Below are 15,222 nucleotides of genomic sequence, written 5' to 3'. Positions count from 1 at the left end.
GCGTCGGTTAGTTGCAAAATGGTTGATGAAGCGGCGGGCCCGTATCCGGTGCCGGCCGCGTCCGCCATCCGCACCATCCGCTCGGTCAGCGCGTTGCGAGCGCCTCACCGGCCGTGTCCGTCCCGGCCGCGACCTCGATCCTGTCCGCCGTATCCTCCGGCGCCGCATCGCGGCGGCGCAACGCGTAGCGATCGAGTCCGGCCATGTGGATGCGGCACAGATAATCTTCCCAGTCGATCAGGCGCGCGTCGACGGGATGCAGCCGGCGAGCCGCCCGTCGCGATACAAAGGGTCGAAGAACACGAAGCCGACGGCCTCGCCATCCCGGTAGGCGTAGAAATAGCGCGTGCCTTCGCGATAATCGACGATCATCGGCCGGATCAGGAAGCGGAGCTCGTTGCCTTCCGCGCGGGCCGCGTTGATCGCGGTGCGGATGATCTGCTTGTGCGCGCCGCGCAGGGATGGCGGTCGAGGAAGGTGTCCAGCATCGCGTCGCGCAAATGCGGCGGGCACGGGTTCGCCGAGCGCGAAACGCATGCCCCAGTACTTCGCGTACGCGATGTAGCCGACGCCCTGCACTTCGAAATACGACATCCCCGGCTGCATGGTGCAGAACGACAGCGCATGGCCACCGTATTAGATTAATGGAAAGCATGCGATCGTCATGGTCCGGCGCCGTGTCCTTGCGAGCCAAATGTCTGGCTTTGCGGGTCACGGGCGTCAATACCGGTCGTCCGCATCCGCTCAAGCCGCTGATTGAATGGCGCGCGCGACCGCCCGTAAGTTGACACCCGCGGCGCGCCGAATCGATACTCGACGGGCATATTCCACCGACCTCACGAACGAACGATGAACCCATCCTTGACCCTGCGCCTGCCCCTGTTCGCCCTCGCCGCGGGCATGGCAACCGGCGCCGGCGCCGCCGAGCGCCTCACGATCACCGTCACCCACGATCTCGCCATCGCCCGCCCGGCCGAGACGATCACCGTCCCGTGGAAGAGTGTCAACGACGCGCTGCCGCACGCGGGCATCCAGCACATCGTCGTGAAGGACGCGGCCGGTCACGTGCTGCCGCACCAGGTGACGAACGTGGCGCCCGAAGCGAAGGACCCGCAGCGCAACGGCGTCGCGTACGGCGAACTGCTGTTCCAGCACGACTTCGCGCCCGGCGAGAAGAGCGCCACGTTCACGGTGGAGAAGAGCGACGCCGTCGTGCCGCCGTTCCCGACGAAGGTCTTTGCCCGCATCGTGCCCGAGCGGCTGGACGACTTCGCGTGGGAAAACGACAAGGTGGCGCACCGGACCTATGGCCCCGCCCTCGCCGCCCCGGCGCCGGCCGGCTCGGACAAGGAAGTCCTCAAGACGAGCGGCCTCGATATCTGGTTCAAGCGCGTGCCCTACCCGATCGTCGACCGCTGGTACAACATCGGCCACGACCACTACCACCACGACGAGGGCGAAGGCATCGACATGTACAACGTCGGCACCACCTTGGGCGCCGGCGGCACGGGCATCTGGGCGGACGGGAAGCTTTATTCAGGCATCAACTTCACGCACTGGAAGGTGCTGGCCAACGGCCCCGTGCGCGCGATCTTCGAGCTGGCGTACGACGGCTGGGACGCGGCCGGCACGCGCGTGGCCGAGGTCAAGCGCTTTACCGTGGACGCGGGCCACTACTTCGACCGCATCGACAGCACGTTCGACTTTGCCGGCAGCGGCCCGCTGCAGGTGGCCGTGGGCCTCAATAGAAATCCGGCGGACAGGGACGAGGACGGCAAGTCCGCGTTCACGGAAGATACTGCGCACAAGGCGCTCGTCCAGTGGGTCGCGCAGAAGAAGAGCGGCGACTTCGGCGTCGCGGTGATCCTGCCCTCGGCCGGCTCGCCGGCCTTCGGCAGCGATGCGCGCAATGCATTCATGCTGGCGCCGGCCGCGTCCGGAAAGCCGCTGCGCTACTACGTCGGCGCCGCGTGGACGCGCGCGGGCGAGATCGCGTCCGAACCCCAATGGAAGCGCTACGTGGCCGACGAAGCGGCGCGCCTGGCGGCGCCCGTACGTGTCGGCCTGTCGGCGCACTGATCATGCCAGCCGAGAAACAAGCTTCCACCCGGCGCGGCTTCACCCGCCGCGACTTCTTCCGCGCCACCACGTTGGCCGCCGCGTTCCCGCTGGGCCGCGCGGCCGGCGCCAACCCGTCACCGGTTCCGGATGCCGCCAGCGGCGCGGCGCTGGCCTGGCTGGAAGGTCCTCCCGTACTGATCGCCGGTACGACATTCGGCGTGCCATGGCCTCGGGGCGCCTTCCGCAAGGGCCAGGGTTTCGTCGTCGCGGGCACTGCGGGCGACGTCCCGTCGCAAAGCTGGCCGCTCGCCTACTGGCCGGACGGCTCGCTGAAGTGGACGGCCCATGCGCTCGGCGCAGGCACTGCTCCTGACAAAAGCCTGCGTGTACGTCCTGGCACGCCGCGCCCGGATGCGGGCAATGTGGTGACCGTGCGGCGTGACGGTGACACGTTCGTCGTCGGCACCGGCGTCGTCGACTGCACCGTGCCGGCCCGCGGCCCCGTGCTCGTGCGCGAGGTACGCCGCGGCGGCCGCGCCATCGCCACGAACGTGCGCCTCGTCGCCCTGTGCGACGACCAGCCGGAAGGCAGCACGCGCCGCGCCGACTTCCACGGCGAGGTCGAGAAGGTGACGCTGGAGCAGGAAGGCCCCATCCGCTCGGTGCTGAAGCTGGAGGGCCGGCACCGCGGCCACGAGCGTGCCTGGCTGCCGTTCACCGTCCGCCTGTATTTCCACGCCGGCGCGGAAAGCGTGCGCATCATGCACACCTTCGTGTTCGACGGCGACGAGGGCAAGGATTTCATCCGCGGTATCGGCGTCGCGTGCGACGTACCCATGCGCGACGAGCCGCACGACCGCCACGTGCGCTTCGCCGGCGAGAACGGCGGGCTGTGGGCCGAGGGCGTGCGCAACCTGACGGGCCTGCGGCGCGACCCCGGCGCGGACGTGCGCCGGGCGCAGCTGGCCGGCGAACGCTGTCCGCCCGTGTCGGACAAGGTGCGCCCGCTGCTGCACCTGGTGCCGGCCTGGGGCGACGTCTCGCTGTCGCAGTTGTCGGCCGACAGCTTCCGCATCCGCAAGCGCACCCATGCCGGCTGCGGCTGGGTCGACGCGGCCTGGGGCCGGCGCGCGCCCGGCTGCGGCTATGTCGGCGGCGCGTCCGGCGGCGTGGCGTTCGGCCTGCGCGACTTCTGGCAGCGCCACCCGACGCAGCTCGACATCCGCAACGCCCACACCGACATGGCCACCGCCACCGTGTGGATGTGGTCCCCGGACGCGCCCGCGATGGACCTGCGCTTCTACCATGACGGCATGGGCATGGACACGCATGCGGAAGAATTGCAGGGCCTGGAGATCACGTACGAGGATTACGAACGGGGCTTCGGCACGCCGGTGGGTGTCGCGCGCAGCAGCGAAATCACGCTGTGGGCGTGCGAGAAGACGCCACCGCGCGAACAGTTCGTGCGCATCGCGCAGGCCGTGCAGACGCCGCCGCAATTGGCGCCTGCTCCCGCGCACATGCTGGCGACGGAAGTCTTCGGCACCTTGTGGTCGCTGCCGGACCGCGGCACGCCGGCCCGCGCCGCCATCGAGGACCAGCTGGACGCCCGCTTCGACTTCTACCGCAAGGAAGTCGACCAGCGCCGCTGGTACGGCTTCTGGGATTACGGCGACGTGCGCCACACCTACGATGCCGACCGCCACGACTGGCGCTACGACGTCGGCGGCTTCGCCTGGGACAATTCGGAACTGTCGCCCGACCTGTGGCTGTGGTATGCGTTCCTGCGCACCGGCCGTGCAGATATCTTCCGCATGGGCGAGGCCATGGTGCGCCACACGAGCGAGGTCGATACTTACCACCTGGGCCGCTTCGCCGGCCTCGGTTCGCGCCACAACGTGCAGCACTGGGGCTGCAGCGCCAAGCAGGTGCGCATCAGCACCGCCGTGTACCGCCGCTTCTATTACTACCTGACGGGTGACGAACGGATCGGCGACATCATGCGCGAAGTGCTCGACGCCGACCGCAGGCTGGACGACGTGGACCCCGTGCGCAAGCTCGCGAACCAGCCGCCCAAGGGGCCGTATCCGGCGCGGATCAGCTTCGGCACCGACTGGGCCTCGCTCGCCGCGAACTGGCTCGCCGAGTGGGAGCGTAGCGGGTCCAACCATTACCGCGACAGGCTTCTCGCCGGCATGCGCGACATCGCCGCCATGCCGCACGGCTTCTTCAACGGCGACCGCATGGGCTACGAGCCGGAGACGGGTCACCTGCACAACATGATCGGGACGAACGTGAAGGCGCTGCACCTGAACGCCGTGTTCGGCGCCGTCGAGGTCTTCGACGAATTGATCCGCCTCACCGGCGACCAGGCGTTCGAGCGCGCATGGCTCGAGTACTGCGAGCTGTTCAACGCACCGGTCGAGGAACAGCGCCGGCGCCTGGGCATGCCGCATGGCGCCACGCATGCACTGTACGTCGGCCACTCGCGGCTGACCGCGTATGCCGCGTGGAAGCGCAACGATCCCGCGCTGGCGCGGCGCGCGTGGCGCGAATTCGCCGGCGAGGACAAGCCGCGCGCGTTCCGCACCGTGCGCGTGGCCGGCCCTGCCGTGCTGAACCCGGTCGACGAAGTCCCGTGGGTCAGCACCAACGAGACGGCGCAATGGGGCCTCGCCGCCATCCAGAACCTCGCACTGATCGGCGCCATGCTGCCGCGTAACCTGGAGACCTGACATGCAATGCCTACGTCTGGGCGTCGCCGCCGCATGCGTCGCCGCCTCCATTCCGGCCTGTGCCGCCACCTACTACGTCGCGCCGACGGGCAACGACGCGGCCGCGGGCACGCAGGCCGCGCCGTGGCAATCGTTCGCGCACGCGCAAGCCATGGTGCGGCCCGGCGACACCGTGTATTTCCGCGGCGGCCGCTATGCCTACACGCAGGCGACGACAATCTGCGCGTCGCGTCGCGCCACCGTGTCCGCCATCGTCCTCGACAAAAGCGGCACGCAGGATGCGCCGATCCGCTACTGGGCGTATCCCGGCGAGACACCGGTGTTCGACTTTTCCGCGATGAAGGACGATTGCCGCGTCAAGGGCGTGGAAATCGTCGCCGACTGGATCCATCTGAAAGGGCTGGAAATCACGGGCGCGCCGCAACAGCCGGACAACCGCCTGAACCACGAATCCTGGGGCGTGTGGATCAACGGGAACCACGACGTGTTCGAACAGCTCGACCTGCACCACAACATGGGACCGGGCCTGTTCATCAAGGACGGCGGGTGGAACCTCGTGCTGAACAGCGACTCGCACCACAACTACGATCCGTACACGTCGAACGGCGCCGGCCAGAGCGCGGACGGATTCGGCGCCCACGTCAGCGCCGGGCATCCGGGCAACGTGTTCCGCGGTTGCCGCGCGTGGGCCAACACGGACGACGGCTTCGACCTGATCAACGCGTATTCGCCCGTGACGATCGAGCATTCGTGGGCATGGCAACACGGCTACCTGCCGGGCACCCATACGCCGCTCGCGGCGGGCAACGGCAACGGCATCAAGGCGGGCGGCTACGGCGGCAAATACGCCCCGAACGGCGTGAAGCACGTCGTACGCTTTTCCGTTGCCTTCGACAACAAGGTGTCCGGCTTCTATGCCAACCATCATCCGATCGCGCTGGACTTCTTCAACAATACCGCTTTTGGAAATGTTATCGATTACAATATGCTCGGCGTGGCGCCGGATGGTGGCCCCGTCTACCTGGGCACCCTGCGCAACAACCTCGCCTATCCGGCGGGTGGCGCGTTGAAGGTGGAAGGCGCGGACAGCGCGGCCAACTCCTGGGATCTGCCCCTCGCTTTGCACCCGTCCGACTTCGACAGCGTCGCTTCAGCCGGCTGGGATGCGCCGCGCAAGCCGGACGGCAGCCTGCCCGACGTGCCCATGTTCCACCCGTCCGCCGCCAGCGCCGTCGTCGACCGCGGCGTGGACGTCGGCCTGCCGTACCGCGGCAAGGCACCGGACCTGGGCGCATTCGAGCGCTGAACCGAACACCTGAGAAAGCCATGAAGCCATCGATCCGCGCCGCCATCGGCGCATTGTTCTGCGTCGCCTGCGCGACCCACGCCCACGCCGCCGACCCGTGGAAGTTCGCGTTCGGACCGGGCCGCGCGCCGGCAGGCCATGTGCCCGTCGGCGCCGGCACGGTCTACACTACAGCGCGCGGCTACGGCCTCGAGCCGGACTCGCGGCCGGACGGCGGCCAGCCCTGGTATTTTTCCGTCGACCTCCCGGAGGGGAATTACACGGTGACCGTCACGCTGGGCGACGAGCGCGCGGCCGGCACGACGACCGTGAAATCCGAACTGCGCCGCCTGATGCAGGAAAACGTGCGGACCGCGCCCGGCGAGACCGTGACGAAGACGTTCACCGTCAACGTGCGCACAGCGCGGATCGCGCCCGTGGCGGGCGTGGCGGCGGGCGACGTGAAACTGAAGGCGCCGCGCGAGACGGTCGACGAGGCCTGGAACTGGGACTCCCGGCTCACGCTGGAAATCAATGGCACGCACCCGGCCGTGCGCACCATCGCGATCGAACGCGCGCAGGTGCCCACCTTGTTCCTGCTGGGCGATTCGACCGTGTGCGACCAGCCGGCGGAACCGTACAACAGCTGGGGGCAGATGCTGCCGCGCTTCTTCAAACCGGGCATCGCCGTCGCCAACCACGGCGAATCGGGCGAGACTTATCGCGATTCGCTGGCGCGGCGCCGGCTGGACAAGATCCTCTCCGTGATGCAGCCCGGCGATACGCTCGTCATGCAGTTCGGCCACAACGACCAGAAGCAGATCAAGGAAGGCAAAGGCGGCCCGTTCACGACGTACAAGGCCGAAATCAAGGCCCACGTCGACGCGGTGCGCGCGCATGGCGGCCTGCCCGTGATCGTCGCGCCGATGGAGCGGCGCGGCTTCGACGCCGACGGCCACGTGATCCCATCGCTGCAAGACTATGCCGAGGCTGCGCGCCAGTCGGCGCAAGAATTGAACATCCCATTCATCGACCTGAACACCATGAGCAAAACACTGTACGAAGCACTGGGGCCGGAAGGCTCGAAGGCCGCGTTCGCGGAACCGGCGCCCGGCCGGCTGGACAACACGCACCACGACAACTACGGCAGCTACGAGCTGGCCAAGGCCGTCGTGCTGGGCCTGCGCGCGGCGCGCGTGCCGGCGGCCGCGTTCATCGCGGACGATTTCGAATTCGATCCCGCCCACCCGGATCCGGTCGCGGCATTCGCCGTGCCGCCGAGCCCGCACCACACGACGCAACGCCCGCTGGGCGACGAAGGACACAAGGAGGTGCGTCAATGAAGCGCCGCACCCTCCTCGGCCTGATGGGCGCCGGCGTGCTTGCCGGCTGCGCGGGCATGGCACCGGCGCCGACCGGCGGCGACGCGTACGTGTTCGCCTATTTCATCGACAATGGCCAGGACGGCCTGCACCTGGCGGGCAGCCGCGACGGCTACCACTGGGAAGCGCTGGGCGGCGGACGCAGCTACCTTCTACCTTCGGTCGGCGAGGCGAAGCTGATGCGCGATCCGTGCATCGTGCGCGGCCCGGACGGCACCTACCACATGGTGTGGACGAGCGGCTGGAACGAGACTGGCATCGGCTATGCGTCGTCGCCCGACCTCGTGCACTGGTCGCCCCAGCGCGAACTGCCCGTGATGGCGCACGAACCGACCACGTTGAACGCCTGGGCGCCGGAAATCGCCTGGGACGAAAAACGCGGCGAATACCTGATCTACTGGTCGTCCACGATCCCCGGCCGCTTCGCGCAATCCGACGCGGCGGGCGACGACGCCGGCGCGGCCAGGTACAACCACCGCATCTACGCGACGACGACCCGCGACTTCCAGACCTTCACCCCGACGCGCCTGTTCTACGACCCGGGCTTTTCCGTCATCGACGCGACGTTCCTGCGCACCAGCAAGGGCGACTGGCTGCTCGTGAAGGACGAGACGCGCCATCCGCCGCGTAAATACCTGCAGCTGGCGCGCGCCGACAGCCTGCAGGGCCCGTTCGCGCCGCTGGGCGCGCCGATCACCCCGGTCGGCCTGTGGACCGAGGGGCCGACGGCGCTGCAGGTGGGCGAGGACGTCATCGTCTACTACGACGCGTACATGACGCGGCACTACGGCGCCCTGCGCTCGCGTGACCTCGTCCATTGGGAAGACGTGACGGCACAGATGCATTTCCCCGACGAAGGCACGCCGCGGCGCATGCGGCATGGCACTGCCTTGCGTGTGCCCGCGAGCGTGCTGGACGCGCTCAGCGCGCGGTAAGACCCGCCATCCGTCTCCGGATTTGCCCAGATTCAAAGGTGCGCGTGATGCACGGCGGATGGAGTAATCTCGGCCACTCCAGTGTCGTGATTTCCGGAGGCGGACCGTGTCCATCGACTCAGCAGAACCCGATCAGCAGAAACAGGAACTCGCCAGGGTTCCCGTCGTCCGGGAAGACGCGTGGATCGAGAAACGGATCGTCGATACGGGACGCGGCGTACGCGTCCACAAGACCGTCGCCGAACATCCCTGCCAGATCGACGAAAGCCTGCTGCGCGACGACGTGGAGGTAAGCCATGTGCCGGTGGACCGTATCGTTCCGCTGGACCAGGCCCCCGCCACCCGTTATGAAGGGGATACGCTCGTGGTGCCCGTTCTCGAGGAAGTGCTGGTCGTGGAACGGCGCCTGCGCATCAAGGAAGAGCTCCACATCACCCGCATCCGCCGCGAAGAACGCCACGTCGAATCCGTCCTGCTCAAGTCCGAGCAGGTCAGCGTGGAACGCTTCGACGAACACGACGACACTTCACACGAGTGACACTCGACAATCACCGGAGGACGCATCATGCAACATACCCTAGTCGCGGTTTTCGACAACCGCAGCGACGCCCAGAGCGCAATGGACGAATTGCTGGCATCGGGCTTTACGCGCGACAACGTGTACGTGTCCAGTGCCGACCTGACCGGCCAGGCCGGCACCAGCGCGTACGCATCGTCGACCATCGATACGACCACCACCACCGGCACCACGCGCGACGAAGGCATCGGCGCGTCGATCAAGCATTTCTTCGAGAACCTGTTCGGTTCCGACAACGACGAGCATGTCACGCGCTATTCCAGCGCCGTCACGGGCGGCCAGCACGTGCTCACGCTGACCACGACATCCGAACCCGAGGTGGAACGCGCAGCCGACGTGATCGAGCGCTTCGGCCCGGTCGACATCGACGAGCGCCACGACCTGGAGGGCAATGCCGCCTCGCTGGGCACGAGCGCCTACCAGCCGGGCACGTCGACGTCGTCGATGGCGGCCGGCTCGATGCAATCGGGCACCCAGGCCGGTAATTTGTCCGGCAACCTGTCCGATACGCGCACGGATTCGCTGCAGCGCGACATGAGCATCGACCAGACGACGGGCAAGGCCGCGATCCCGGTCGTGCAGGAAGACGTGAAGATCGGCAAGCGCCTGGTCGAGCGCGGCGGCGTGCGTGTGTTCTCGCGCGTCGTCGAGACGCCCGTGAACGAAACCGTGAACCTGCGCGAGGAACAGGTGAACGTGGAGCGCCGCCCCGTCGACCAGCCTATCAACCCGGCCGACGTCGGCGCGTTCAAGGACAAGACGATCGAGCTGCGCGAAACGGCCGAGGAAGCCGTCGTGCAGAAATCCGCGCGCGTCGTGGAAGAAGTCGTCGTCGGCAAGAAAGTCAGCCAGCGCCAGCAACAGGTCCAGGACAGCGTGCGCCATACGGAAGTGGAAGTCCAGCCGCTGCAGGGCACCAACCTCGATGACGACACGTACTACCGCAACGACTGGCAGACGAAATACGCCAGCCTCGGCGGCACCTACGACGATTATGCACCGGCCTACCGCTACGGCTATGACATGCGGCGCGATCCCCGCTACCAGGGCCGCGACTGGGACGCCGTGGAATCCGACCTGCGCAGCGACTGGGATACGCGCTACGGCAGCAGTGGCGTGTCGACGTGGGAGAAAATGAAAGCAGCCGTGCGATCGGGCTGGAACCGTATGACGTCCTGACCCGGACGGCGGCGGTCCCGGGGGCGGGTTCAGTTGAACCGGCCTCCGATGCCGCCGAGGCTGTAGCGTCCCGCCCCCAGCAACGCGATCGCCACGGCGGTGCCCAGATACATACCCTGCAGCTCGAGCGCCCAGCCACCGGTATCACTCAACGTGAAGAACTGGCGCGTATGCACCAGCACCAGAGCCACGATCATGTTCACGACAACGACGAGGGCCGCGGCGCGCGTGAACACGCCCACCAGGATCAGCAGCGGGGCGACGACTTCGCCGATATACACGACGTAGCCGAACGCACCGGGCAGCCCGGCTTTCATCAGCATGCCGCTGATGGGGCCGATCCCGCCGATCAGCTTCGACACGCCGTGGAACAGGATCAGGACGGCCAGCAGGACGCGCAAGACCAGCTTGCCGCGATCGTCCATCGGGTTGTGGATGTCGGTAGCAGTATTCATGAGCCCTCCGTGAACAGATGTCAGTAGAGATCGCCCGGCGGATGCCGGCCCGCTCATGTTACGCCAATCACGGTTCAGGTGGCCTTACAGGACACGTCCTGACTGGACGAGGCCAGCGCGTCCATTTCCGGGCGCTTCAACCGGTAGCTCAGTCTGGTCTGCACCCGCTCGGCGCCAAGCCCCGCATAAAACCGGATGCCCGCGTCATTGGACGACCAGACATGCCAGTCGACCCGGCCGCACCCCTGATCACGGCGTATCCGGACGGTTCCGGCGGGTGTGTGGGATCCCCCATCCTACGCGAATCCGTCCATGCAAAATGTCGCACAATGTCGCAGCGCCGCGCCGGGATGAACATCAGGGCTCGAACGGCGGCAGCGGCGCGTCCTCGTCCTTTTCCCCGTCCTGGACCGCGGCAGCGCGCTCGGCATGCATGCAATCCGACAATACGCCCGCGTCCTCGTCGTCCACCTCGGGCGGGTGGAGCATGTCGGCAAGCATCGCGTTCAGCTCGGGCGTATCCCAGGGCAAGCCGCTTCGTTTCCGGCAATGGATGAAATGCCTGATTTCGCTGTCCTGTTCCCTGGACAACGGCAGGCCGCGAAACGTATCCGGTGGTGATGTTTCCATGACGGCACTCCTGTAGGACTTATCCGGCAGCCTACGCCTGTTCGCCGCCGCCGGGCGCACGCCGTGCAGTACAATCGCGCGCATGTCCAGCCCACCCTCTTCCTTCGACATCGACATCGTCGTCGCCGGCACCGGGCCGGGCGGCGCCGGCGTCGCGCGCGAGCTCGCGCGGGCCGGTGCGCGCGTGCTCATGCTGGAAGCCGGCGGCGCCGCGCCGCTGGCCGGAACGCTGGTGCAGATGACCGGAATGGCCGCCGTCCCCGGCAAGGGCGCGTTCGTACACCGCGACCTGTCGCTGCTCGTGCGTGCGCTGACGACGGGCGGCACGTCGACGATCAACTTCGCCACGGCCGCTCCGCCGCCGGCCGCCATGTTCGCCGCCCACGGCATCGATCTCGAACCCGCCCTCGCCGCCTGGCGCGCTGAATTGCCGATTGCACCGCTGCCCGACGACCTCGTCGGCCCCATGGCGGCGCGCATCATGGCGGCGGCCAGGGCGCGCGGCCTCGGCTGGCACAAGCTGGACAAGATGATCCGCCCCGCCGGCTGCCGTACGGGATGCTGGCGCTGCGTCTACGGCTGCCCGTTCGGCGCCAAGTGGACGGCGCGCGAACCGGTCGACGACGCGCTCGGGCACGGCGCGCAGCTCGTCACGGATGCGCGCGTGACGCGCGTGCTGCTGGACGGCGGGCGCGCGGTCGGCGTCGAGGCCGTCGTCGACGGACGGCCGCAGCGCTTCCAGGCGGGCCGCGTCGTGCTGGCTGCCGGCGGCATCGGCAGTCCCCGCATCCTGCGCGCGTCCGGGCTGATGCGTGGCCCGGTGCCGTTCTTCAGCGATCCCGTCGTCGCGGTGATGGGCACCGTCGACGGCATCGAGGACGGCGGCGCGGAAGTGCCGATGGCGGCCGGCGCCTACGATCCTCATGCTGGCATCGCGCTGGCCGACCTCACCCTGCCCCGCCCCATGTACCAGGCGTTCGCGGCGCAGGCCGGGCGCGTCGACCGGCTGTTCGCGCACCGCGCTACCCTGACGATCATGGTCAAGATCCGCGACGGAATAGGCGGCGACGTCGGCCCGCGCTGGGTCGACAAGACATTGCAGAGGGCCGACCGCGAACGCTTCGACCGGGGCATCGCCATCGCCCGCGGCATCCTCGAGGAGGCCGGTGCGCGCCATGTGTTCGCCAGCCACCATTTCGCCGCACACCCCGGTGGCACCGTGCGCATCGGCCAGGCGCTCGACGCCGACCTGCAGACAGCCACGCCGGGCCTGTACGTGTGCGACGCGTCCGTCATCCCCGAACCATGGGGCCTGCCGCCCACGCTCACGCTGTTGTGCCTGGGCTGGCGCCTCGGCCGTCACCTGGCCGGGGCACCCGCCCGTGACGCGCTCAGCGCGGGCGCACCGGCAACGTCGCCGTCAGCCTGATGTCGGCCGAGGACTCCCCGACCATCAGCTTCACAGGCACCGGCTCCACGTCGAAACGACCTGCCTGCGTGTTCCAGTAGGCGAGGCGCTGGGCCGCGACCGGGATGCGCACGGTGCGCTTCTCGCCCGGCTTCAGGCTCACGCGTTGGAAGCCGACGAGCACCTGGCGCGGCCGCTCGACGGCCGACTTCGGCCACGATGCGTACAGCTCGACGACGCTGTCGCCCGCGACTTTGCCCGTGTTGGTGACATCCACATTCACGTCGACACTGCCGTCCGCCGTCAGCGCCGGCGCGCTCGTGCGCAGCTTCGCGTACCTGAACGTCGTATAGCTCAGGCCATGCCCGAACGGGAACAGCGGCTGGCCCTTGAAGTACATATAGGTGCGGCCATGGCGGATGTCGTAGTCCATCATCGGCGGCAGTTGCGATTCCGCCGCCGGCCACGTCGCCACCAGCTTGCCGCCGGGGTTGTAGTCGCCGAACAGCACGTGCGCGAGCGCAATGCCCTGGTCCTGCGACGAGTGCGCCATCTGCACGATCGCGGGCACGTGCGCCTTCGACCAGTTAATGGTGAACGGGAAGCTCGAGACGAGCACCATCACCGTGCGCGGATTCGCCTTCAGCACCTGCTGCACGAGCCCTTCCTGCGCCAGCGCCAGCGTCTCGCGGTCGCGTCCCTCGCGGCCGTCGCCCGGATCGGCGCAGGGCTTGGTGCCGGCATCGGTCCACTCGTGCGCCATGTTCGGGCCGCACGTCGGGTCGTTGCCGACGACGACGATGGCCACGTCCGCCGCGCGGGCCGCGTTCACCGCCGCATCGTCTGTATTGTCCGCCGCATACGTCACCTGCACGTTCGGCCCGGCGGCCGCGCGGATGCCTTGCAGCGCCGTCACCTTGTACGGCGGGATGCCGCCATACCAATCCCAGTGCACGCTGTCCGCGTGCGGGCCGATGACGGCAATACGTTTGACGCGGTCCTTCGCGAGCGGCAGCGCGTCGYCGTCGTTCTTCATCAGCACGATGGATTCCAGCGCCATGCGCAGCGCCACGGCCTGGTGGTCCGCGCTCTCCCACGGCGCCGGACCGTCCTTGATGGCAGCGTAAGGATTGCCTGCGGGCGGATCGATGAGGCCCAGTTTGATCGTGGTGCGGAGCTTGCGGGCCATGGCGTCGTCGAGGTCGGCCACGGTGATCGTGCCGTCCTTCAGCGCGGCGCGCAGCTCGTCCTTGAACTTGTCGAGGTACTGGTTGATGCCGGCCTTCAGGCCCGCGACGGCGGCGGCCTTCTGGTCGGGATAGCGCTTGTACAGCTTGACGAGGTTGCCGATCGCGCCGCCGTCGCTGGAGACCACGTCTGCATCCCACTGCCCGATGACGAGGCTGCGCAGCACGGGATGGACGCCCATCGGCGTGCCGTTCCAGGCGTTGTACGACGCCATCAGGGCGCGCGCGCCGCCGTCCTGGAACGCCATGCGGAACGGCGCCGCATAGTATTCGTGGAACTGGCGCTCGTCGAAATCGGACGACGAGTTGCCGCGTCCGTTTTCATTGCTGTTGGCGAGGAAGTGCTTCAGCAGCGCGGCGCCGCGCCAGTATTTCGGGTCGTCGCCCTGGATGCCGCGCGTGAATGCCGTCGCCATCGTCCCGACGAGGAAAGGGTCTTCGCCATACACCTCTTCGCCGCGGCCCCAGCGCGGGTCGCGCGCGAGGTCGGACTGCGGCCCCCATTGCATCAGCATCGGGCGCCCGTACTGCTTGCTCTGCGTGATGTAGCGCGCCTCCGTCGACTGCACCCTGCCGGCCTCGCGCACGAGTTCCGGGTCCCAGGTCGCGCCCATGCCCGGCGGCTGCGGGAATTGCGTCGTCGTGATATGGATGTTCTGGTGCGCCTGGTCGCCCCGCTGCACGACGCCGTGGATGCCTTCGGTACCGCCGAAGCTGGGAATGCCCAGCCGGGGCACGCCGGAATTGGTCGACAGCGCATCGATCTTTTCCTCCGGCGTCATCAGCGTGAGGATGTTGGCGATGCGCTGTTGCGGCGCGAGGTGAGTGTCCTGAAAAGGGTACGTGGCCGCGCCGGCCTGGCCGGCGGCCATGGCGCACAGGGCGGCGGCAAGCGCCGTGGCGCGCACGACGCGGGCCTTGGGGAGGTTCGTCTTCATGGAGAGTCTCCTTGTATCTACGTTATTGTTAGCGCGAACATCATCATGATAACCCAGCAATGAAACCGTTTTCACAACATTCACCCAAAAGTTCATGTCCGGCGCCAAAAGTTCCTTGCGCAAGGTAAAGACATCAGTACAATCCCTGTGCATAGCAAGGCGGGCAGCCAGCCCGGATGATGAATAGAGGAGAATGAAATGGACGCCTCCCACCTTTACGAGCGGAATGACGAACGGCAAGAAGGGAGCGGGGGATAGCGGAAGGGGTGGACCCTCGCGGGCCGACGGCGTCAAAAGCGCCTAAAGTGAAAGTGTCGAGACTTTCGAGGCTAACCGGAGGATCCACATCATGAATGCTACTCGCAAAACGACGGTCGGTGTCGATACGGC

General features: G+C 67.8%; 12 protein-coding genes. 8 read left to right on the top strand and 4 right to left on the bottom strand.

The genetic code is table 11. From position 1 onward, the window contains the following. Positions 1 to 237 precede the first annotated feature (237 nt). The gene (locus AC1DYX_RS06755; protein WP_477257581.1) at positions 238 to 594 is read right to left on the bottom strand and encodes a hypothetical protein; all 357 of its coding nucleotides are present in this window, start codon (positions 592 to 594) and stop codon (positions 238 to 240) included. Positions 595 to 849: 255 nt separating this feature from the next. Between AC1DYX_RS06755 and AC1DYX_RS06750 the strand changes: the two genes are divergently transcribed. The 7 genes from AC1DYX_RS06750 (at position 850) to AC1DYX_RS06720 (ending at position 10,154) form a co-directional block, all read left to right on the top strand. Continuing rightward, positions 850 to 2,079 (top strand): DUF4861 family protein, encoded by a 1,230-nt coding sequence (locus AC1DYX_RS06750; RefSeq protein WP_477257579.1) that lies wholly within the window; start codon positions 850 to 852, stop codon positions 2,077 to 2,079. A gap of 2 nt (positions 2,080 to 2,081) precedes the next feature. Next, complete coding sequence (locus AC1DYX_RS06745; RefSeq protein ID WP_477257577.1) at positions 2,082 to 4,796, top strand: exo-rhamnogalacturonan lyase family protein; 2,715 nt, start codon at positions 2,082 to 2,084, stop codon at positions 4,794 to 4,796. 1 nt (position 4,797) lies between these two features. Then, the gene (locus tag AC1DYX_RS06740) at positions 4,798 to 6,102 is read left to right on the top strand and encodes a right-handed parallel beta-helix repeat-containing protein (RefSeq protein ID WP_477257575.1); all 1,305 of its coding nucleotides are present in this window, start codon (positions 4,798 to 4,800) and stop codon (positions 6,100 to 6,102) included. Between the two features lie 20 nt (positions 6,103 to 6,122). Beyond that, positions 6,123 to 7,424, top strand: coding sequence for a rhamnogalacturonan acetylesterase (locus AC1DYX_RS06735; RefSeq protein ID WP_477257573.1), 1,302 nt, complete (start codon positions 6,123 to 6,125; stop codon positions 7,422 to 7,424). After that, the gene (locus AC1DYX_RS06730) at positions 7,421 to 8,398 is read left to right on the top strand and encodes a glycoside hydrolase family 43 protein (protein WP_477257571.1); all 978 of its coding nucleotides are present in this window, start codon (positions 7,421 to 7,423) and stop codon (positions 8,396 to 8,398) included. Before AC1DYX_RS06735 ends, AC1DYX_RS06730 begins: the two co-directional genes overlap by 4 nt. A gap of 106 nt (positions 8,399 to 8,504) precedes the next feature. Then, positions 8,505 to 8,936 carry a DUF2382 domain-containing protein gene (locus tag AC1DYX_RS06725; RefSeq protein WP_477257569.1) on the top strand — a complete coding sequence of 144 codons (432 nt, stop codon included), beginning with the start codon at positions 8,505 to 8,507 and terminating at the stop codon, positions 8,934 to 8,936. Positions 8,937 to 8,963: 27 nt separating this feature from the next. Continuing rightward, entirely contained in the window at positions 8,964 to 10,154 is a 1,191-nt protein-coding gene (locus AC1DYX_RS06720) for a DUF2382 domain-containing protein (protein ID WP_477257567.1), read from the top strand. Between the two features lie 29 nt (positions 10,155 to 10,183). Here AC1DYX_RS06720 and AC1DYX_RS06715 read toward each other — a convergent pair whose 3' ends face one another. Both AC1DYX_RS06715 and AC1DYX_RS06710 read right to left on the bottom strand, forming a co-directional pair. Beyond that, positions 10,184 to 10,609 (bottom strand): DoxX family protein, encoded by a 426-nt coding sequence (locus tag AC1DYX_RS06715; RefSeq protein WP_477257565.1) that lies wholly within the window; start codon positions 10,607 to 10,609, stop codon positions 10,184 to 10,186. A 357-nt stretch (positions 10,610 to 10,966) separates the two neighbouring features. Continuing rightward, complete coding sequence (locus AC1DYX_RS06710) at positions 10,967 to 11,356, bottom strand: hypothetical protein (protein WP_477257563.1); 390 nt, start codon at positions 11,354 to 11,356, stop codon at positions 10,967 to 10,969. On the opposite strand from AC1DYX_RS06710, the gene AC1DYX_RS06705 reads away from it, so the two are divergent. Continuing rightward, positions 11,322 to 12,668, top strand: coding sequence for a GMC family oxidoreductase N-terminal domain-containing protein (locus tag AC1DYX_RS06705; RefSeq protein WP_477257561.1), 1,347 nt, complete (start codon positions 11,322 to 11,324; stop codon positions 12,666 to 12,668). The genes AC1DYX_RS06710 and AC1DYX_RS06705 overlap by 35 nt on opposite strands. Here the strand turns inward: AC1DYX_RS06705 and AC1DYX_RS06700 are convergent. Further along, on the bottom strand, positions 12,631 to 14,832 hold the full coding sequence (locus AC1DYX_RS06700; protein ID WP_477257559.1) for a glycoside hydrolase family 3 C-terminal domain-containing protein: 2,202 nt from the start codon (positions 14,830 to 14,832) through the stop codon (positions 12,631 to 12,633). The two genes, AC1DYX_RS06705 and AC1DYX_RS06700, sit on opposite strands and share 38 nt — an antisense overlap. Positions 14,833 to 15,222: the final 390 nt, after the last annotated feature.

The organism is Massilia sp. P2_C2, assembly GCF_056404615.1.
Note: the sequence above shows the minus strand (reverse complement) of the source record. Positions and strands in the feature narration are given on the sequence as shown.